We start from the raw sequence: 20,527 nt of genomic DNA, 5'->3' as shown, positions 1-20,527 counted from the left end.
CGGTAGCGGCGCAGGTTCGGCAGTTTTTCCTGAGACGGTGAGATGGCCCGGCATTACCCTGGCGGATGAGCTAATGAATGCAGGGGCCGTGCCGAACTGTTCGGCAAAAAGCCTGCATGCAGAAAAAATCTGGCGAAAGGTTGTTCAAAAATCCACCAGTCCCGGTATGATCGCGCGCCCTGATGCACACACGCCTGGTAACTCCCGATGATGAAGCCCAACCTGATTGCCGCCGCCGAGATCGACCGTCTCGATACGTGGGCCAAATATTCGGCCCCGATGTGCGGTTCCTGCATCTCCAGCTGCTGCACGCTGCCAGTCGAGGTGAAGATCAAGGATCTGGTGCGCATCGGTGTGGTCGACGAGTTCGAACTGGGCGATCCGCCGAAGAACATCGCCAAGCGCCTGCAAAAGGAAGGGCTGGTCGAGCGCTTCAATCAGAAGTCGGGGATCTTTACCCTTCAGCGCATGAGCAACAACGATTGCTACTACCTGGATCGTAAGAGCCGCCTGTGCACCATTTATGACAAGCGCCCTGATACCTGCCGCAATCACCCGAAGATCGGCCCGCGTCCGGGGTATTGTGCGTACAAGCCGAAGGAAGTGGTGCGCGAACAGAATTTCCGCGCGATCGAGAAGTTTTGATCTGCCCTGAAACGTTCAGCGGCTGATCGGCCGCTATCGATGGCAAGCCAGCTCCCACAATGATTGTGGTCGTACACATATTTTATATACGACCCATAACCCTGTGGGAGCTGGCTTGCCAGCGATGGGCCAGTGCACACACCACACAAACCCCAGACAAACAAAAACGCCCCCGGTCTCGCGACCGGGGGCGTTTTCTATTCCAGGGCTAAATTACGCCTTGGCTTTCTTGGCAGCGCGGGTACGCTCGCTTTCGTCCAGGATCTTCTTGCGAAGACGGATGGACTTAGGAGTAACTTCGCACAGCTCGTCTTCCTGGATGTATTCCAGAGCCTGTTCCAGAGTGAAGCGAACAGGTGGTACCAGAGCGATGGTTTCGTCTTTACCCGAAGCACGCATGTTGTCGAGCTTCTTGCCTTTGGTTGGGTTCACACCCAGGTCGTTGTCGCGGCTGTTCTGACCAACGATTTGACCGTTGTAGATCTCCTGGCCGTGTTCTACGAACAGCTTGCCACGAGCCTGCAGGGTTTCCAGCGAGTAGGTCAGTGCCTTGCCGGTTTCAACCGAAACCAGAACGCCGTTCTGACGGCCGGACATGTGGCCCGACTTCACTGGAGCGTAACGGTCGAAGATCGAGGTCAGGATGCCAGCACCGTTGGTCAGGGTCAGGAACTGGTTACGGAAACCGATCAGACCGCGAGCAGGGATGTTGTATTCCAGACGAACACGGCCCTTGCCATCCGGCACCATGTTGCTCAGGTCGCCCTTACGCAGACCCATCTCTTCCATGACCTTGCCCTGCGATTCTTCAGGGATGTCGATGGTCACGTTTTCGAACGGTTCCTGCTTCACGCCGTCAACTTCACGGATGATCACTTCAGGACGGCCCAGGGCCAGCTCGAAGCCTTCGCGACGCATGGTTTCGATCAGTACCGAGAGGTGCAGCTCACCACGGCCGGAAACCTTGAACTTGTCAGCCGAGTCGCCTTCTTCAACGCGCAGTGCAACGTTGTACAGCAGCTCTTTGTCCAGACGATCCTTGATGTTACGGGAGGTCACGAACTTGCCTTCTTTACCGCAGAATGGCGAGTCGTTTACCTGGAAGGTCATGGAAACGGTTGGCTCGTCAACGGTCAGCGGCTTCATCGCCTCAACGGTGTTGATGTCGCACAGGGTGTCGGAGATGAACAGCTCGTCGAAGCCGCTGATGCAGACGATGTCGCCGGCCGCTGCTTCTTCAACGTCAATGCGGTGCAGACCGTGGTGACCCATCAGCTTCAGGATACGACCGTTGCGGCGCTTGCCGTCGGCGCTGATAGCGACAACCGGGGTGTTCGGCTTGACGCGACCACGAGCGATACGGCCAACACCGATAACACCCAGGAAGCTGTTGTAGTCCAGAGCGGAGATCTGCATCTGGAACGGACCATCACGGTCAACGGCCGGAGGCGGAACATGGTCGACAACCGCTTGGTACAGCGGGGTCATGTCTTCAGCCATGTCGGTGTGATCCAGACCGGCGATGCCGTTCAGGGCCGAGGCGTAAACAACCTGGAAGTCCAGTTGTTCTTCGGTCGCACCGAGGTTGTCGAACAGGTCGAAGATCTGGTCCAGAACCCAGTCCGGACGCGCGCCTGGACGGTCAACCTTGTTGATGACCACGATTGGACGCAGGCCGGCTTCGAAAGCCTTCTTGGTCACGAAACGGGTTTGCGGCATAGGGCCGTCTTGAGCGTCAACCAGCAGCAGAACGGAGTCAACCATCGACATTACGCGTTCAACTTCGCCGCCGAAGTCGGCGTGGCCCGGGGTGTCCACGATGTTGATGTGGTAGCCGTTCCAGTTGATGGCGGTGTTTTTCGCCAGAATGGTAATACCGCGCTCTTTTTCCTGGTCGTTGGAGTCCATCACGCGCTCGTCGTTGAGCTCGTTGCGCTCCAGGGTGCCGGATTGACGCAGGAGTTTGTCTACCAGGGTGGTTTTACCATGGTCAACGTGGGCAATGATGGCGATGTTGCGTAGATTTTCGATCACTTGTGTATCTCGATCAGAGGATTCGGTTTGCTGACAAGTCTTGGCAGCGATTAGCAGTAGTGTCCGGCATGGCCGTTACAGCTTGACGGCGGTGTCGGGGGGCCGGTGACGCAGGCCACAGGCAAACAGCCCCGGGCACTTAGCTCGGTCGATAAACGCGCACATTGGCATGCCCCTCACTGAGCAAATGGTGGGCATGCAGGCGACTCATCACGCCTTTGTCGCAATACAGCAGGTACTGGCGAGTAGGGTCCAGTTCCTTGAAACGTGCGTTCACTGCATAGAACGGCATCGTCTGTACCTCTATGCCGGCAAGCTCCAGCGGTTCGTCTTCAGCGGCGTCCGGGTGACGGATGTCGATGACGATCTGACCGGCCAGCGCTTCGCCGACTTCTTCAATTTGCAAATCCTGGCCCAATTCGTCGATGACTCGATCGATGGCGACCAGTTTGGCGTTGGCGAGCGCACGCTCGAGCACCGCCATGTCGAATTCTTTCTCTTCGTGTTCGACGCGGCCACGCTTGGCAGCGGTCTTCGGGTTAACCGAGATCACCCCGCAGTATTCCGGCATGTGCCGGGCGAAATCGGCGGTGCCGATCTCGTTGGCCGTGTCGATGATGTCCTGCTTGTGGGCGACGATCAGTGGGCGCAGGACCAGTTTGTCAGTTACACAATCGATCACCGACAGGTTCGGCAAGGTCTGGCTCGATACCTGGGAGATCGCCTCACCCGTGACCAGCGCATCGATGTGCAGTCGGTCGGCAATGGCCGAGGACGCGCGCAACATCATACGCTTCAATACGACGCCCATATGACTGTTATCGACTTTGCCGAGAATTTCGCCCAACACTTCTTCGAACGGAACACTGACAAATAGCACGCGTTGCGAACTGCCGTACTTCTTCCAGATGAAATGCGCGACTTCCATCACGCCCAATTCGTGGGCACGCCCGCCCAGATTGAAGAAGCAGAAGTGCGCCATCAGGCCCCGACGCATGATCTGGTAGGCCGCAACAGTCGAATCAAAGCCGCCGGACATCAATACCAGCGTCTGCTCCAACGCACCCAGCGGGTAACCGCCGATGCCGTTGTGCTGGCTGTGGATCACAAACAACCGTTTGTCGCGAACTTCGATGCGGACTTCGATTTCCGGCGCTTTCAGGTCGATTCCGGCAGCACCGCATTCACGACGCAGCTTGCTGCCGACGTATTTTTCGACGTCCATCGAGCTGAACGCATGCTTGCCTGCACGCTTGCAGCGCACCGAGAAAATCTTTCCGGCCAGCGCATCACCGTAGTGCTGTTTGCACTTTTCGGTGATGTCGTCGAAGTCCCCCAGCGGGTACTCGTCGATCTGCAGAAAGTGCGCGATACCGGGCATGCAGGTCAGGCGCTCGCCCATCTCTTTCAAGGCTTTGGCGTCGGTAACACGGGTTTCCAGCTCGAGGTTGTCCCACACACCGTTCACCACCACAGCCGGGTCCAGATCGCGGAGCACGGCGCGGATGTTTTTGGCCAACTGGCGGATAAATTTCGTCCGGACAGGTCGACTCTTGATGGTGATCTCGGGGAAGACTTTTACGATTAGTTTCATGAAAACAGCGCGCGCAGGGCCAGCCGAAAAAGGGGGGCGCGGATTATAGCGGAAATTGCTCAAGGTTTAACCAGTTAATGTGCAGAAGGTTTTGCACGCACCAAAACAGGTCATTTTTCGATTGTGACGCCACATTAGAGGGCGAGAATTTACGCTTTAAGACGCTTTGCACCTTAATAAGCTTGAATTTGGGGCAAAAAACCCATGCTGGGGCACTGGCATGCAATTTGCTCCCTTGTGAGGCAGGTTGCCTTGGCAGACTATCTGCGCCGGCATCACCCATATTAAGGGCATCCACTACCAAGCCCTAAGCCACCCGGAGGACACTATGTCGAAGTCGGTTCAACTCATCAAAGATCATGACGTCAAGTGGATTGATCTGCGCTTCACGGACACCAAAGGCACTCAGCACCACGTGACCATGCCGGCTCGCGATGCGCTGGAAGACGACTTCTTCGAAGTCGGCAAGATGTTCGACGGTTCCTCCATCGCTGGCTGGAAAGGCATCGAAGCCTCCGACATGATCCTGCTGCCGGACGACGACACTGCCGTGCTCGACCCGTTCACCGAAGACGCGACCCTGATCCTGGTCTGCGACATCATCGAACCGTCGACCATGCAAGGTTACGATCGTGACCCACGCGCCATCGCTCACCGCGCCGAGGAATACCTGAAGACCACCGGTATCGGTGACACCGTCTTCGCTGGCCCAGAGCCAGAATTCTTCATCTTCGACGAAGTGAAGTTCAAGTCGGACATCTCCGGCTCGATGTTCAAGATCTACTCCGAACAAGGTTCGTGGATGTCCGACCAGGACATCGAAGGCGGCAACAAAGGCCACCGTCCAGGCGTCAAAGGTGGCTACTTCCCGGTTCCGCCGTTCGACCACGACCACGAAATCCGTACTGCCATGTGCAACGCACTGGAAGAAATGGGCCAGACCGTAGAAGTTCACCACCACGAAGTGGCGACTGCCGGTCAGAACGAAATCGGTGTCAAGTTCAACACCCTGGTGAAGAAAGCTGACGAAGTTCAGACTCTGAAATACGTTGTACACAACGTTGCTGACGCTTACGGCCGCACCGCGACCTTCATGCCGAAGCCACTGTACGGCGACAACGGTTCGGGCATGCACGTACACATGTCCATCGCCAAAGATGGCAAGAACACCTTCGCTGGCGAAGGCTATGCCGGCCTGTCCGAAACCGCCCTGTACTTCATCGGCGGCATCATCAAGCACGGTAAGGCACTGAACGGCTTCACCAACCCGGCCACCAACTCCTACAAGCGTCTGGTGCCAGGCTTCGAAGCTCCGGTAATGCTGGCCTACTCGGCTCGCAACCGTTCCGCCTCGATCCGCATTCCTTACGTCAACAGCCCACGTGGCCGTCGTATCGAAGCGCGTTTCCCGGATCCGGCTGCCAACCCGTACCTGGCATTCGCAGCACTGCTGATGGCCGGTCTGGACGGTATCCAGAACAAGATCCACCCAGGCGATGCCGCTGACAAAAACCTGTATGACCTGCCGCCTGAAGAGGCGAAAGAGATCCCACAAGTTTGCGGCAGCCTGAAAGAAGCCCTGGAAGAGCTGGACAAGGGCCGTGCGTTCCTGACCAAGGGCGGCGTGTTCTCCGACGACTTCATCGACGCTTACATCGCGCTGAAATCCGAAGAAGAAATCAAGGTCCGCACCTTCGTGCACCCACTGGAATATGAGCTGTACTACAGCTGCTGATCCGGTAGCGCTGCAGCACGCGGCGTGACAAAAAGAGGCCTCCTTCGGGAGGCCTTTTTTGTGCCCGCGCTTCCATGGATAATCCGCCGCCTCAGCGCCCGTCCGGCGCCTTGACGAAGGGATTCGCATGAAGTGGTTATGGGCCATCGCCCTGACGGCCGGCCTCGCCTGCCAAATGGCCGGCGCAGCAGCGTTCTATGAAGACAAACCGTTGGCCCACCCGCTGATCGAGGGCTTGCAGGAAAGCTCGGCGACGCTGGCGTTTATCAAGGAAGCCGGGGGCGTCAAAGGTTACTACTGCATCTGCGACACGCCCGAGGCAAGCCCGCAGTTACTGGATGACTTCGGCCAGGCGACCATCGAGTCGGTATTTTTGACGCCAATCGACAGCGAAGACCCCATCCGCCTGGTGCTCTTCAAGCAGCAAACGAAGTACCGGATTTACGCCTACAAATACGACGCCAGCAGTCAGCTCTACACTCGCGTCACAGGACTGCAAAAAGCCCTCGACCGAATTGCCGCAGGCCAGAAGCGGCTGGACGCCCTCACCATCAAGAAAGCACTGGCGCAGCTCACGCCGATCAACTATCGATTGCGCTACACGCAATCGGGCATTGCCGAATTTGACCAACTTGATCTCACCGCAGGAACGCTGGTCGGTTATTTCGACGAACAGACCAAGCCACTCGACATCAACACACCCGGTCCTGATCAGTACTACTTCAAAAAAACCTATCAGGAAAAAAACGGGCGCTTTCTGACTGTCACATTCTGGCGCGACATCGATACGTCCGTGAAAGACGGCGATCGCACGCTCTATAACTATCAAGTGGGCCGCATGGCCTGGGAAACCACTCCCGCCACGTTCAGTGGCAGCGAGGATGGCGCTTCGGTTTCATTCAATTTCGGCGACATCAGTGCCCAGGGCGCTTACGAAAAAGGTCTGCGTACTGGCACCTGGTCGTTCGCCAAGGAATACAAATATTCGGCCAGCGGCAACTATGTGGCAGGCAAACGACAGGGCGAATGGACCGAGACCGACTACTCGAAAAGCTACACCGGTCAGTACGTCGATGACGCACGCGAGGGACGCTGGACAATTCTCGACGATGGCGATCCCGATAACACCACGACCGGGTTCCAGACGTACCTGCACGGCGTACTCGACGGCCCGAGCGAAGAGATCACTGGCACCGTAATCGAGCGCGGCAACTACCGCAACGACCAGCGCGAAGGCCCATGGGTGACCGCGATCGGCAGCGGCGCCTTCGAAAACGGCCTGAAAAGCGGTCCATGGACCCTCAAGACCGACAAGGGCCACAGCCAGAGCGTTAACTTCGTGGCTGGGAAAAAAGAAGGTGAACTGCGGGAAACCGATGCCAATGGCGTCGTGATTCTGATCGAGCATTACAAGGCCGATGTATTGTCCGGCACCCAGGAGTTCTACAACGCCGACGGCAAACTGCTGAACTTGCGTCATTACGAAAACGGCAAGAAAGAAGGCCGCGCACTGGATTACAGCAGCGACGGCAGCGCATTGATCAATGACATCTCCTGGCACAACGATGAGCGCGAAGGCCCCTATCTGACCTTTTTGCGTGACGGCACTCCCGCCACCGTTGGACGTTTCGAGCTGCGCCGCTTTGTCGGCTCGATGAAACAATACGATGACCAGGAAGTGCTTTATGAAGAATCCAACTGGTGCCGTTTTGACAAGGATGGTCACCCGACCGTCGACCGCTGCGGGATAACCCGACACTTCACCCATGGCAAATTGTCGTCGGAGACCGACTTCCTTTACGGTGAGCGCCAAGCATCCACTGATTACAACTATGAAACCGGTCGCAAGACCAGTGAGACGATCATTGGCGATAACGACCATATCACCGACATCAGCTATTACGACAATGGGCAGATCGAATGCCAAAAGAATCGCGTGGGTTTCAGTCTGCTGAACATCAATCAGCGACAAGTCAAAACCTATGAACACGCGGGCGACCTGACCGGCGAGCAATTGTGCTATCACCGTAACGGCGTGGTTAAAAGCCGGGCGTTTTACGACAAAGGGCCTGTCGGTTGCACCACGCAGTACGACGAGACCGGACAGCAAACCTATCCCGGCCCCGAGGGGTGTCCAAAACCCGTCGTGCCCGTTGGCAGGCAAAAACGCATGCTCAACTTCAGCAGTTGAAAGCCGTTCAGAATCGGCCGGTTTGTGTGAGCGGATGTTGTCCCGGTTGGGCTTACCGCCGCCCCTGGCCTATGCTGCATCCACTCTCATCGTTGATCGGTCGAATCCATGGGTCGTGGTTTTCTCTTCCTGCTGCTGGTGATCGCCCTGCCCGCCGCCGCGCAGATCTACAAGTACACCGACGCCAACGGCAATACGGTGTACAGCGATCACTCGCCGGAGGGGGTCAAGGCGCAGACGGTTGAGTTACCGCCACTCAACAGCGTTGAGCCTCAGGGGCCGAGCGCACCCGCCGCGCCCATCTCCGATAGCCGTGAGCCCGTGCGCAGCGCCTACGAAATTCTCGAACTGGGTGGCCTGCCCACCGAAGAAGCCCTGCGCGCCAACAACGGCACCTTCACCGTCAATGTGCTGATCAAGCCGCGCTTGCAGCCGCCGCATCAATTGAGACTGGTATTGGATGATGAGCCTTACGGGCAGCCAGGCAACGTGCCGATCCTGCAATTGGTGAATGTCGACCGTGGCGAACATCGACTTGCCGTTCAGGTCATCGATGGCGAGGCAATCATCCAGCAGAGCCCGGTGGTGGTCTTTACCGTACAGCGGGTACACAAGCCATGATTCGTCCATGGCTGATCGCCTTGTTGGCGATGATCACGCTGCAAGCCTCGGCCGAGGTGTTCACCTACATCGATGCGCAAGGCAACCGCGTCTACACCGACCAACCACGCGGCAACGCCAAGCGGGTGCCGCTGGCGACCAGCAATCGCATGCCGGCCAATCCGAGCGCTGCACGGCCGATTACCACCGCAAAGAAATCCCCGGAGCAACCGCTGCTCCATTACGACATGCTGCGCGTTCTGGTGCCCGAGCCGGACGCGACCATTCGCAGCAGCGCCGGCGAGTTGATTGTCAGTGTTACCAGCGAGCCCGGCTTGCAAGCGGGCCATCGCTATCGTCTGTTGCTCGACGGCCAGGCCACTGGCGAGCCCGGTCTTAGTCCGGTATTCCCGCTGAGCAATGTCGACCGTGGCAGCCACAACCTTTCGATCGAGATTCTCGATGCGCAGGGCCGAACCGTCGAACGCACCGCCAACCAGCCGTTCCACATGCTGCGCATCTCACTGGCGCAGAAACGCCAGGTCAAACCCTGCGTTAACGAGGATTACGGCGTGCGCCCGGAATGTCCGTTGAAGGACAAACCACCAGAACCGAAAAATCCCTTCCTGCGTTTCTTTTAACGCCATTCAGCTTTGCGCACTATATTGGTGCAACAGGCTGCACCGTACCCACATTGCAACCCATTTTGGTTCGAAAGTACCCGCGAGAGCTGGCCGACTGCCACGCAAACGAGCGTCAAACGCCCGTTTCAGGGGTTGAACGCTTCTTTTCGGAGCCTTGGTTTGGTTTTTGCATTTTCCCGATAACGACGCTTGCTTGTTGCGCACGCTCCGCCCCCAAAAGAGGCCCTGATGACTATAAGTGACGCAATCCCCCGTTTGCTGCTCGACAACCTGACCACCGCTACCATCTTGCTTGATGCCGAATTGCGCCTTGAGTACATGAATCCGGCGGCGGAGATGCTGCTCGCCATCAGCGGGCAGCGTAGCCATGGGCAGTTCATCAGCGAGCTGTTCACCGAATCCACCGAAGCGCTCAATTCCCTGCGCCAGGCGGTGGAACAGGCACACCCGTTCACCAAGCGCGAAGCGATGCTCACGGCCCTCACCGGTCAGACCTTGACCGTGGATTACGCGGTGACGCCGATCCTCAGCAACGGCGCGACCCTGCTTTTGCTGGAAGTCCACCCGCGTGATCGCTTGCTGCGGATCACCAAGGAAGAGGCCCAGCTGTCGAAGCAGGAAACCAGCAAGATGCTGGTGCGCGGTCTTGCCCACGAGATCAAAAACCCGCTCGGCGGCATTCGTGGCGCCGCGCAACTGCTGGCCCGAGAGCTGCCGGAAGACAGCCTGCGCGACTACACCAACGTGATCATTGAAGAGGCCGACCGCCTGCGCAATCTGGTCGACCGCATGCTCGGCTCGAACAAGTTGCCGTCGCTGGCCATGTGCAACGTTCACGAAGTGCTCGAGCGCGTTTGCCAACTGGTCGAAGCGGAAAGTCAGGGCTGCATCACCTTGGTGCGTGATTACGACCCAAGCATTCCCGACGTATTGATCGACCGCGAGCAAATGATTCAGGCGGTGTTGAACATCGTGCGCAACGCGATGCAGGCGATCAGTAGTCAGAACGAGCTGCGCCTGGGCCGCATCAGCCTGCGCTCCCGGACCATGCGCCAATTCACCATCGGCCACGTCCGCCATCGTCTGGTGACCAAGATCGAGATCATCGACAACGGCCCGGGCATCCCGGCGGAACTCCAGGAAACCATTTTCTTTCCCATGGTCAGCGGCCGCCCGGACGGTACCGGGCTGGGCCTGGCCATTACCCAGAACATCATCAGCCAGCACCAGGGCCTGATCGAGTGTGACAGCCACCCCGGCCACACCACGTTCTCGATCTTTCTGCCACTGGAACAAGGAGCCACATCGACATGAGCCGTAGTGAAACCGTGTGGATCGTCGATGACGACCGTTCTATCCGTTGGGTTCTGGAAAAGGCCTTGCAGCAGGAAGGCATGACCACGCAGAGCTTCGACAGCGCCGATGGCGTGATGAGTCGTCTGGCCCGTCAGCAGCCTGATGTGATCATTTCCGATATCCGCATGCCGGGTGCCAGCGGGCTGGATCTGCTGGCGCGGATCCGCGAGCAGCACCCACGGTTGCCGGTCATCATCATGACTGCCCACTCCGATCTGGACAGCGCTGTCGCCTCCTATCAGGGCGGCGCTTTCGAATACCTGCCCAAGCCGTTCGACGTGGATGAGGCGGTGTCGCTGGTCAAACGCGCCAACCAGCACGCGCAAGAACAGCAAGGCCTGGAAGTGGTGCCCGCGCTGACCCGCACCCCGGAAATCATCGGCGAAGCGCCGGCGATGCAGGAAGTTTTTCGCGCCATCGGCCGCTTGAGCCACTCCAACATCACCGTGCTGATCAACGGCGAATCCGGCACCGGTAAAGAACTGGTCGCCCATGCCCTGCACCGCCACAGCCCGCGTGCGGCCTCGCCGTTCATTGCGCTGAACATGGCGGCGATCCCCAAGGACCTGATGGAATCCGAGCTGTTCGGCCACGAGAAAGGCGCGTTCACCGGCGCAGCCAACCTGCGTCGCGGACGCTTTGAACAGGCCGATGGCGGCACGCTGTTCCTCGATGAAATCGGCGACATGCCGGCAGATACACAAACCCGTTTGCTGCGGGTGCTGGCCGACGGCGAGTTCTACCGCGTCGGGGGTCATGTACCGGTCAAGGTCGATGTGCGGATCATCGCCGCGACGCACCAGAATCTGGAAACCCTGGTCCACGCCGGAAAATTCCGTGAGGACTTGTTCCACCGCCTCAATGTGATCCGCATCCACATCCCGCGCCTGTCGGACCGTCGCGAAGACATCCCGACCCTGGCCAAGCACTTCCTCAGCCGTGCCGCGCAAGAGCTGGCGGTCGAGCCGAAGCTGCTGAAAAGCGAGACCGAGGAATACCTGAAAAACCTGCCGTGGGGCGGCAACGTACGCCAGTTGGAGAACACCTGCCGCTGGATCACGGTCATGGCCTCCGGCCGTGAAGTGCACATCAGCGACTTGCCACCGGAACTGTTGAACCTGCCGCAGGATTCGGCGCCAGTGACCAACTGGGAGCAGGCGTTGCGCCAGTGGGCCGATCAGGCATTGGCCCGTGGCCAGTCGAGCCTGCTCGACAGCGCGGTACCGGCGTTCGAGCGGATCATGATCGAGACGGCTTTGAAGCACACCGCCGGGCGTCGCCGTGATGCGGCGGTGTTGCTGGGCTGGGGGCGTAACACCCTGACGCGCAAGATCAAGGAACTGGGGATGAAGGTTGATGGTGGGGATGATGATGAGGGGGATGAGGGTTAAACAGCCTATAGGTCTGCGGTGAACACACATTACGTGAACATCAAAGATCCAATGTGGGAGCGGGCTTGCTCGCGAAAGCGGTGTGTCATTGAAAAGGATGGTGACTGACACGACGCCTTCGCGATCAAGCCCGCTCCCACAACTAGTCCTCTGTGCACCAGAGTAATGCACCTTGAACCGCAATCGAGCATAACTTTCAGTTCAGATCGTTAGTGAAAATCACCGAAAAACAACAACGCCAAAAACACGAAAGCCCCGAATTCCGGGGCTTTCGCGTTTCTCATCAGCTTTTTTGTTTCAGCAGATTAAAAACTGGCACGCCCCCTGCAATACCTCTTACAGGTGATTCGATTCACCACCCGTTTCGGGGACCTTGGTACAGGCAGGCCGGGGATTCCCCTCTTTACACCGGGCGCACATCGCAATGCGATGCGCCCACCCTTTTGGGATCCTTGGTACAGGCAGGCCGAGGGTTCCCTCTTTACACCGGACCGACGCTACGAGCGAAGTCCACCCCGTTTTGGGAACCCTGATACAGGCAGGTCAGGGATTCCCGCTTTTATTGCTCCCGGAGATGGATCTCCAGCCGCCAGCGGTCATCGACCTCGCTGCCGGTCCAGTCACCTTGCAGCGGCCGCGCCGCCAGCACCGTCAGCAACAACCCGCCATCACTCGCTCGCGTACGCCAGTTGACGTCTTTGCCGTTGAGCTTGAGCTGGCCTTTCTGCGCCTTGCCTTCAGCCTGGAACAGAAGCGCCACGGCACCGTCGACCACCTCGCCGTGCAGCTTCGGCTCGTTGTTGAACCAGACCACCAGACCGCCGTCGATCACCTCGACCTGTTGCAGCACGCTCGGATCCGGTGTGGTCAGGCGGCCGATCATCAGGCCGATCATCACGCCGACAATCGCCAGCGAACCGATCACCCGCGGGAATAGTTTCGAACGGTTGTCCACAGGCGGCGTAGAATGCCGCTCATCTTTACCTTCGGAGCCGTGCATGTTTCACGTCATCCTTTTTCAACCAGAAATTCCGCCGAATACCGGCAACGTTATCAGGCTGTGCGCCAACAGTGGCTGCCACCTGCATTTGATCGAACCGCTGGGTTTCGAGATGGACGACAAGCGCCTGCGCCGCGCCGGTCTCGACTACCACGAATATGCCACGCTGCAACGCCACGCCGACCTCGCCAGTTGCCTGGAAAGCCTGGGCAACCCACGGCTGTTCGCGTTCACCACCAAGGGTTCGCGGCCGTTTCACGATGCCGCGTTTGTGCCGGGTGATGCGTTCATCTTCGGCCCGGAAAGCCGTGGCCTGCCGCCAGAAGTGCTGGACGCCCTGCCCGCCGAACAGCGCCTGCGCCTGCCGATGCGCGAAGGCTGCCGCAGCCTGAACCTGTCCAACACCGTGGCCGTGGCTGTATACGAAGCGTGGCGCCAGAACGACTTCAAATAACACCGCAAAATAAATGTCTGATCGTTCCCACGCTCTGCGTGGGAATACAGCCCGTGACGCTCCGCGTCACTGGACGCGGAGCGTCCTCAGAGGTATTCCCACGCAGAGCGTAGGAACGATCAGCCAAGAAAAAAGCGCCTGTAACGGCGCTTTTTTCGTTGTCGCTCAGACCGTTTACTGAACGGTTGGGGTCTCGCCGCTTTCCTGCATGCGCTGCAGCTCTTGCGCGTACAGGGCGTCGAAGTTCACCGGAGCGAGCATCAGTGCCGGGAACGAACCGCGAGTTACCAGGCTGTCCAGAGTCTCACGAGCGTAAGGGAACAGGATGTTCGGGCAGAACGCACCCAGGGTGTGGCTCATCGACGCCGGGTCGAGGTTCTTGATCAGGAAGATACCGGCCTGTTGCACTTCAGCGATGAAGGCCACTTCGTCACCGTTTTTCACGGTCACGGACAGGGTCAGCACGACTTCGTAGAAATCGCCTTCAAGTTCTTTCTGGCGAGTGTTCAGATCCAGACCAACGGTCGGATCCCACTGCTGACGGAGGATCGCCGGGCTTTTCGGGGCTTCAAAAGACAGGTCGCGAACGTAGATGCGCTGCAAGGAGAATTGCGGTGCGGTTTCTTCTTCGCTGGCTGCAGTGTTCTGTTGGTCAGTCATCTCAGATCCTTTCTGATCTTGGGTCTTTAGGGATTGCTGTACGTGGGTGCAGCCGTTCAGGCCTTGAGCAGCGCGTCGAGCTTGCCGGCGCGCTCCAGGGCATACAAATCATCACAACCACCGATGTGCTTGTCGCCGATCCAGATCTGCGGCACGGACGTGCGCCCGGCCTTCTGGGTCATTTCGGCGCGCACCTGCGGCTTGCCATCGACCTTGATCTCTTTGAAGGCCACGCCTTTGTTCTCGAGCAGGTATTTGGCTCGCGAACAGTAAGGGCAGTAATCGCTGGAGTAGACGATGACTTCACTCATATCACTTCACCAACGGCAGGTTGTCGCCTTTCCAGCTGGAAATCCCGCCGGACAGCTTGGCGGCGGTGAAGCCGGATTTCATCAGCTCGCGGGCGTGGGTGCCGGCGGTCTGGCCCAGAGCGTCGACCAGAATGATGGTCTTGGCCTTGTGTTTTTCCAGCTCGCCGATACGCGCAGCCAGTTTGTCCTGTGGAATGTTCACGGCGCCAACGATGTGGCCGGCAGCGAAATCCTTGGCCGGACGGATGTCCACCACCACGCCCGCATCTTTGTTGACCAGTGCGGTCAGCTCACCGGTGCTCAGGCTTTTACCGCCGCCCTGCATCGTGTGCGCCAGCAGCAGAGCCAGCAGTACGACGAAGATACCGACAAGAATGTAGTGGTTAGTGGCAAATTCAATCAGGTGAGCAACCATCGAAGGAGGTTCCAGGGCGTTAAAATGTCGGCCAGTATACACAGCCACTATGGTCGGCCAAACCCCGTCCGGCGGTGACGCCGTCGGAACTTCGCTTTAAACTCCAACTCCCTTTTCCATCGCCCTCTTCTTTATTAGCCACGAGTGGATTCCATGACTACCACGCCTAAACCTTTGGTCCTGATCATTCTCGACGGCTTCGGTCACAGCGACAGCCCCGAATCCAACGCCGTTTTTGCGGCGAAGAAGCCTGTACTTGATCGCCTCTGGGCCACCGTGCCAAATGGCTTGATCTCGGGCAGCGGCATGGACGTCGGTCTGCCGGACGGCCAGATGGGCAACTCCGAAGTCGGCCACATGAACCTCGGCGCCGGCCGGGTGGTGTATCAGGACTTCACTCGTGTGACCAAAGCGATCCGCGACGGCGAGTTCTTCGAGAACCCGACCATCTGCGCCGCTGTGGATAAAGCCGTGGCCGCCGGCAAAGCCGTGCACTTCATGGGCCTGCTGTCGGATGGCGGCGTGCACAGCCACCAGGATCACCTGATCGCCATGGCCGAACTGGCCTTCAAGCGCGGCGCCGAAAAAATCTACCTGCACGCCTTCCTCGACGGCCGCGACACGCCGCCGAAAAGCGCCGCATCGTCGATCGAACTGCTTGACGCGACGTTCCAGGCCCTCGGCAAGGGCCGCATCGCCAGCATCATCGGCCGCTACTTCGCGATGGACCGTGACAACCGTTGGGATCGCGTGGCCCAAGCCTACAACCTGATCGTTGACGGCAACGGCGAGTTCAACGCAGCCACCGCGCTGGAAGGTCTGGAAGCGGCTTACGCCCGTGGCGAGAGTGACGAATTTGTCAAAGCCACTTCGATTGGTGAGCCAGTCAAGGTCGAAGACGGCGACGCCGTGGTGTTCATGAACTTCCGCGCCGACCGTGCCCGCGAGCTAAGCCGTGTCTTTGTCGAAGACGGGTTCAAGGAATTCGAGCGCGCCCGCCAGCCGAAAGTGCAATACGTGGGCCTGACCCAATACGCCGCGAGCATCCCGGCTCCCGCAGCCTTTGCGCCGGGCAGCCTGGAAAATGTCCTCGGCGACTATCTGGCGAAGAACGGCAAGACTCAGCTGCGCATCGCTGAAACCGAAAAATACGCTCACGTGACCTTCTTCTTCTCCGGCGGCCGTGAAGAACCGTTCCCGGGCGAGGAGCGCATCCTGATCCCGTCGCCGAAAGTCGCCACCTACGACTTGCAGCCGGAAATGAGCGCGCCGGAAGTCACCGACCGTATCGTCGACGCCATCGAAAACCAGCGCTACGACGTCATCGTGGTCAACTACGCCAACGGCGACATGGTCGGCCACAGCGGCGTGTTCGACGCGGCAGTTAAAGCGGTTGAATGCCTGGACACCTGCGTCGGCCGCATCGTCGAGGCTCTGGAAAAGGTTGGCGGCGAAGCGCTGATTACCGCCGACCACGGTAACGTCGAGCAAATGGCTGACGAGTCCACCGGGCAAGCGCACACCGCGCACACCACCGAGCCGGTGCCGTTCATTTATGTCGGCAAGCGCGACCTCAAGGTCCGTGAAGGCGGCGTACTGGCGGACGTGGCGCCAACCATGCTCAAGCTGCTGGGCCTGGAAAAACCGGCGGAAATGACCGGCACCTCGATTCTGGTCTGACCCGAATCCAGAAAACCCTGCAAAACCTTGTGGGAATGGCTGTGTGGTGAGGGGATTTATCCCCGATGGGCGGCGAAGCCGCCCTGAAACCGAACACCACGGCGTGTCTGACGCGCCGTGCAAGCTGATTTCGCGACTGCTGCGCAGCCGATCGGAGATAAATCCCCTCGCCACAGGTCGCTCTACACTGGTTTGCAGAGTTTTTAAGGCCAGTTATCACACAAGCCCAATTGGGCGTTTTTTTTGCAGCCTCGGGCGGGCATACTAGGCCGTCCCTTACCCTGGTGCCGCCCGCCCCTATGCTTCGCGTCCTGATTGCCCTCGCTCTGACCTGCCTGCTCCAACCGGCCTTCGCTGACGAGCGCGCGCAAACCCAGCAGCAGCTGGATGCCACGCGTCAGGACATTGCCGAGCTGAAAAAGCTGCTGGGCAAACTCCAGGAAGAAAAGTCCGGCGTGCAGAAAGAGCTCAAGGGCACTGAAACCGAGATGGGCAAGCTGCAGAAGCAGGTCGACGCCCTGCAGAAAGAACTGCAGAAAAGCGAATCCGAGTTGCAGCGGCTCGATGCGGAGAAAAAAAAACTCCAGAGCGCGCGCACTGAACAGCAGCGACTGATCGCCATCCAGGCCCGCGCGGCCTACCAGAACGGCCGCCAGGAATACCTCAAACTGCTGCTCAACCAGCAGAATCCCGAGAAATTCGCCCGTACCCTCACCTATTACGATTACCTGAGCCAGGCCCGCCTGGAGCAGCTGAAGAATTTCAACGAAACCCTGCGCCAACTGGCCAATGTCGAAAAAGACATCGGCTTGCAGCAGGCACAATTGCTCGTACAGAAAAGCAGCCTCGACACTCAGCGCGAAGAGCTCGACAAGGTTCGCAAGGAACGCCAGCAAGTCCTCGCCAAACTCAACGACGACGTAAAGGCCCGCGACCAGAAACTTGCCTCTCGCGAGCAGGATCAGGCAGACCTGTCTAAAGTCCTTAAAACCATTGAAGAAACCCTGGCCCGCCAGGCTCGTGAGGCAGAAGAAGCGCGGCAGAAAGCGCTGATCGCCCAGCAGGAAGCGGAAAAAAAGCGTTTGCGTGAGGCCGAAGCTGAAAACAGCGACGCCCCACGAAAACCTGCCAGATCAACACCCGGCGCCTTGGTTTCAAGCAGCGGCGAGACCTTCGGCGGCCCTTTTGCCGCAACCCGGGGAAAACTTCCGTGGCCGGTTGATGGTCGACTGTTGGCACGTTTCGGTGAAACCCGTGGCGACGACGCCAGGACCAAGTGGGACGGCGTGATGATCAGCGCCTCCGCCGGCAGTCAGGTGCATGCTGTACACGGCGGCCGTGTGGTATTCGCCGACTGGTTGCGCGGTGCCGGGCTGCTGGTGATCCTCGATCACGGCAACGGTTTTCTGAGTCTTTACGGTCACAACCAGACGCTGCTCAAGTCGGCCGGTGACGTGGTAAAAGCCGGTGAGTCCATCTCCACTGTCGGAAACAGTGGCGGTCAGGACACACCTGCACTGTATTTCGCAATTCGTCAGCAGGGTCACCCGAGTGATCCGGCGCAATGGTGCCGCGCGCAAGGATAGGCGTTGAGTCACCAACATTAGGAGTTCGTTCGACATGCTGCATTTGTCCCGCCTTACCTCGCTGGCCCTGACGATCGCCCTGGTGATCGGCGCGCCTCTGGCGTTCGCCGCACAACCGGCTCCGGCTGTCGCTCCAGCAGGCACTGCTGCAACCTCCAAGGCCCCGTTGCCGCTGGAAGAGTTGCGCACCTTTGCCGAGGTCATGGACCGGATCAAAGCCGCGTATGTCGAGCCAGTGGACGACAAGACCCTGCTGGAAAACGCGATCAAGGGCATGCTCAGCAACCTCGATCCGCACTCCGCTTACCTGGGCCCGGAAGATTTCACCGAGTTGCAGGAAAGCACCAGCGGCGAATTCGGCGGCCTGGGCATCGAAGTCGGTTCCGAAGACGGCTTCATCAAGGTCGTCTCGCCAATCGACGACACCCCGGCATCGAAGGCCGGCATTCAGGCCGGTGACTTCATCGTCAAGATCAACGGCGCGCCGACTCGTGGCCAGACCATGACTGAAGCCGTGGACAAGATGCGCGGCAAGATCGGCCAGAAAATCACCCTGACCCTGGTGCGCGACGGCGGTACGCCATTCGACGTGACCCTGGCCCGCGCCGTGATTCAAGTGAAGAGCGTCAAGGCGCAATTGCTGGAATCGGGTTACGGCTACATCCGCATCACCCAGTTCCAGGTCAAGACCGGCGAAGAAGTTTCCAAAGCCCTGGCCAAGCTGCGCAAGGACAACGGCAAGAAGCTCAACGGCGTCATCCTCGACCTGCGCAACAACCCGGGCGGCGTGTTGCAGGCAGCGGTGGAAGTGGTCGATCACTTCATCACCAAAGGCCTGATCGTCTACACCAAGGGCCGGATTGCCAACTCGGAACTGCGCTTCTCCGCCACCGGCAAGGACGAAAGCGAAGCGGTACCGATGGTCGTGCTGATCAACGGTGGCAGCGCCTCGGCATCGGAAATCGTCGCCGGCGCCCTGCAGGATCAGAAACGCGCCGTGGTCATGGGCACCACCAGTTTCGGCAAGGGCTCGGTACAAACCGTGCTGCCGCTGAACAACGACCGCGCACTGAAGATCACCACGGCGTTGTACTTCACGCCGAATGGCCGTTCGATCCAGGCCCAGGGCATCGTTCCGGACATCGAAGTGCGCAAGGCGAAGATCACCAACGAAGCGGACGGCGACTACTTCAAGGAAGCCGACCTGCAGGGTCACCTGGGCAATGGCAACGGCGGCGCCGACAAACCGACCGGTTCCGGCGCCAAGGCCAAGGCCATGCCGCAGGATGACGATTACCAACTGGCCCAGGCCCTGAGCCTGCTCAAAGGGCTGAGCATTACGTCCGGCCGCTGAGGATGTCTCTGCGTTTCGTCTTCGTTCTGTTGTGCTGTCTGGCGGGTGCTGCTCATGCAGAGCCCGCTGGTTCGACACCTCACAAAGCCTACCTGACACTGATCATCGATGACCTGGGGCAAAACCTGCCCCGGGATCGCCGCGTGCTGGCCTTGCCCGGCCCGGTGACCACGGCGATCATGCCCGACACCCCGCACGCCACCGAATTCGCCCGCGAAGCCCATCGCGCCGGCAAGATCGTGATCCTGCACATGCCTATGGACCCGGCCACCGGGCCGTATGCCTGGCACCCCGAACTGCCCCTCGAAGAACTTGAAAAACGCCTCAACGCCGCTTTCAAAATGGTCCCCTACACCGCCGGCATCAATAACCACATGGGCAGCCGCATGACCGCGCAACCAGTGGCGATGGCGTGGTTGATGGCTGAATTGCAGCGCCGCCACAAGTTCTTCGTCGACAGCCGCACCAGTGCGCAAACCGTGGCGGCGCAACAGGCGCAGAAGATCGATCTGGCGAGCGTGTCACGGGATGTGTTTCTCGATGACGAGCGCACCGAAGCGGCAATTTTCACCCAATTGCAGACGGCGATCAGCCTGGCGCACAAACAAGGATCGGCGGTGATGATCGGCCATCCGTACCCGCAGACCCTCGCTGTGCTTGAGCGCGAGCTGCCCAAGCTCAAGGCTCAGGGCATCGAATGGATCGACATCAAGCAAATGATCAGCGTGCGCAGCAATCGCGCTATGGCCGGTCATGGCAAAGACGGCGTGTATCGGTAACACGCGGTCACCACGCAATACATAGTTACCGCCAGAGGTTGGGCCTACATCCGGATAGTTAGACCTGCAACAGGTTGCGACTCCCTGAGTCGCCTTTC

At 59.1% G+C, this 20,527-nt stretch carries 18 protein-coding genes; 12 read left to right on the top strand and 6 right to left on the bottom strand.

The window, feature by feature from the left end:
- Positions 1-207 precede the first annotated feature (207 nt).
- Positions 208-645 (top strand): YkgJ family cysteine cluster protein, encoded by a 438-nt coding sequence (locus tag ACVVH8_RS01830; RefSeq protein WP_008080573.1) that lies wholly within the window; start codon positions 208-210, stop codon positions 643-645.
- Positions 646-858: 213 nt separating this feature from the next.
- Here the strand turns inward: ACVVH8_RS01830 and typA are convergent, their stop codons facing one another.
- Complete coding sequence (gene typA / locus ACVVH8_RS01825) at positions 859-2,679, bottom strand: translational GTPase TypA (protein WP_277760222.1); 1,821 nt, start codon at positions 2,677-2,679, stop codon at positions 859-861.
- Between the two features lie 139 nt (positions 2,680-2,818).
- Positions 2,819-4,273: a tRNA uracil 4-sulfurtransferase ThiI gene (thiI, locus tag ACVVH8_RS01820; protein ID WP_103304211.1), complete on the bottom strand. Its 1,455-nt coding sequence runs from the start codon at positions 4,271-4,273 to the stop codon at positions 2,819-2,821.
- Positions 4,274-4,601: 328 nt separating this feature from the next.
- Here thiI and glnA point away from each other — a divergent pair, with 328 nt between their 5' ends.
- The 6 genes from glnA (at position 4,602) to ntrC (ending at position 12,190) form a co-directional block, all read left to right on the top strand.
- Positions 4,602-6,008: a glutamate--ammonia ligase gene (gene glnA, locus ACVVH8_RS01815; protein ID WP_007961736.1), complete on the top strand. Its 1,407-nt coding sequence runs from the start codon at positions 4,602-4,604 to the stop codon at positions 6,006-6,008.
- A 127-nt stretch (positions 6,009-6,135) separates the two neighbouring features.
- On the top strand, positions 6,136-8,199 hold the full coding sequence (locus ACVVH8_RS01810) for a toxin-antitoxin system YwqK family antitoxin (RefSeq protein WP_475228227.1): 2,064 nt from the start codon (positions 6,136-6,138) through the stop codon (positions 8,197-8,199).
- 108 nt (positions 8,200-8,307) lie between these two features.
- Positions 8,308-8,820 (top strand): DUF4124 domain-containing protein, encoded by a 513-nt coding sequence (locus tag ACVVH8_RS01805; RefSeq protein ID WP_475228225.1) that lies wholly within the window; start codon positions 8,308-8,310, stop codon positions 8,818-8,820.
- Positions 8,817-9,440 carry a DUF4124 domain-containing protein gene (locus ACVVH8_RS01800; RefSeq protein WP_315445270.1) on the top strand — a complete coding sequence of 208 codons (624 nt, stop codon included), beginning with the start codon at positions 8,817-8,819 and terminating at the stop codon, positions 9,438-9,440. Before ACVVH8_RS01805 ends, ACVVH8_RS01800 begins: the two co-directional genes overlap by 4 nt.
- Before the next feature lie 231 nt (positions 9,441-9,671).
- Positions 9,672-10,757 carry a nitrogen regulation protein NR(II) gene (gene glnL, locus ACVVH8_RS01795; protein WP_201235934.1) on the top strand — a complete coding sequence of 362 codons (1,086 nt, stop codon included), beginning with the start codon at positions 9,672-9,674 and terminating at the stop codon, positions 10,755-10,757.
- The gene (gene ntrC, locus ACVVH8_RS01790; protein WP_007909238.1) at positions 10,754-12,190 is read left to right on the top strand and encodes a nitrogen regulation protein NR(I); all 1,437 of its coding nucleotides are present in this window, start codon (positions 10,754-10,756) and stop codon (positions 12,188-12,190) included. The genes glnL and ntrC overlap by 4 nt, the downstream gene beginning before the upstream one ends.
- Positions 12,191-12,749: 559 nt before the next feature.
- On the opposite strand, the gene ACVVH8_RS01785 is transcribed toward ntrC, so the two are convergent.
- A complete protein-coding gene (locus ACVVH8_RS01785; RefSeq protein WP_103304205.1) occupies positions 12,750-13,190 on the bottom strand; it encodes a hypothetical protein in 441 nt (146 codons plus the stop codon).
- On the opposite strand from ACVVH8_RS01785, the gene ACVVH8_RS01780 reads away from it, so the two are divergent.
- Complete coding sequence (locus tag ACVVH8_RS01780) at positions 13,189-13,644, top strand: tRNA (cytidine(34)-2'-O)-methyltransferase (protein ID WP_003220777.1); 456 nt, start codon at positions 13,189-13,191, stop codon at positions 13,642-13,644. The two genes, ACVVH8_RS01785 and ACVVH8_RS01780, sit on opposite strands and share 2 nt — an antisense overlap.
- Before the next feature lie 174 nt (positions 13,645-13,818).
- Here ACVVH8_RS01780 and secB read toward each other — a convergent pair whose 3' ends face one another.
- The 3 genes from secB to ACVVH8_RS01765 are packed head-to-tail and all read right to left on the bottom strand — an operon-like array spanning position 13,819 to position 15,030.
- Entirely contained in the window at positions 13,819-14,304 is a 486-nt protein-coding gene (gene secB / locus ACVVH8_RS01775) for a protein-export chaperone SecB (protein WP_475228223.1), read from the bottom strand.
- A gap of 56 nt (positions 14,305-14,360) precedes the next feature.
- Positions 14,361-14,615 carry a glutaredoxin 3 gene (gene grxC / locus ACVVH8_RS01770; RefSeq protein WP_016986347.1) on the bottom strand — a complete coding sequence of 85 codons (255 nt, stop codon included), beginning with the start codon at positions 14,613-14,615 and terminating at the stop codon, positions 14,361-14,363.
- Position 14,616: 1 nt separating this feature from the next.
- On the bottom strand, positions 14,617-15,030 hold the full coding sequence (locus tag ACVVH8_RS01765; RefSeq protein ID WP_083367280.1) for a rhodanese-like domain-containing protein: 414 nt from the start codon (positions 15,028-15,030) through the stop codon (positions 14,617-14,619).
- A gap of 153 nt (positions 15,031-15,183) precedes the next feature.
- Here ACVVH8_RS01765 and gpmI point away from each other — a divergent pair, with 153 nt between their 5' ends.
- The 4 genes from gpmI to ACVVH8_RS01745 all read left to right on the top strand — a co-directional run bounded on the left by gpmI (position 15,184) and on the right by ACVVH8_RS01745 (position 20,429).
- Entirely contained in the window at positions 15,184-16,710 is a 1,527-nt protein-coding gene (gene gpmI, locus ACVVH8_RS01760; protein WP_475228220.1) for a 2,3-bisphosphoglycerate-independent phosphoglycerate mutase, read from the top strand.
- A 299-nt stretch (positions 16,711-17,009) separates the two neighbouring features.
- Complete coding sequence (locus tag ACVVH8_RS01755) at positions 17,010-18,296, top strand: murein hydrolase activator EnvC family protein (RefSeq protein ID WP_103304201.1); 1,287 nt, start codon at positions 17,010-17,012, stop codon at positions 18,294-18,296.
- 34 nt (positions 18,297-18,330) lie between these two features.
- On the top strand, positions 18,331-19,650 hold the full coding sequence (locus ACVVH8_RS01750; protein WP_103304200.1) for a S41 family peptidase: 1,320 nt from the start codon (positions 18,331-18,333) through the stop codon (positions 19,648-19,650).
- Between the two features lie 2 nt (positions 19,651-19,652).
- Entirely contained in the window at positions 19,653-20,429 is a 777-nt protein-coding gene (locus ACVVH8_RS01745) for a divergent polysaccharide deacetylase family protein (RefSeq protein WP_475228217.1), read from the top strand.
- Positions 20,430-20,527 lie beyond the last annotated feature (98 nt).

The sequence above is a fragment of the Pseudomonas trutticola BRTCR10 genome (genome assembly GCF_056155105.1).
The sequence above is the reverse complement of the archived record's forward strand: the minus strand, read 5'-3'. Positions and strand labels throughout refer to the sequence as shown.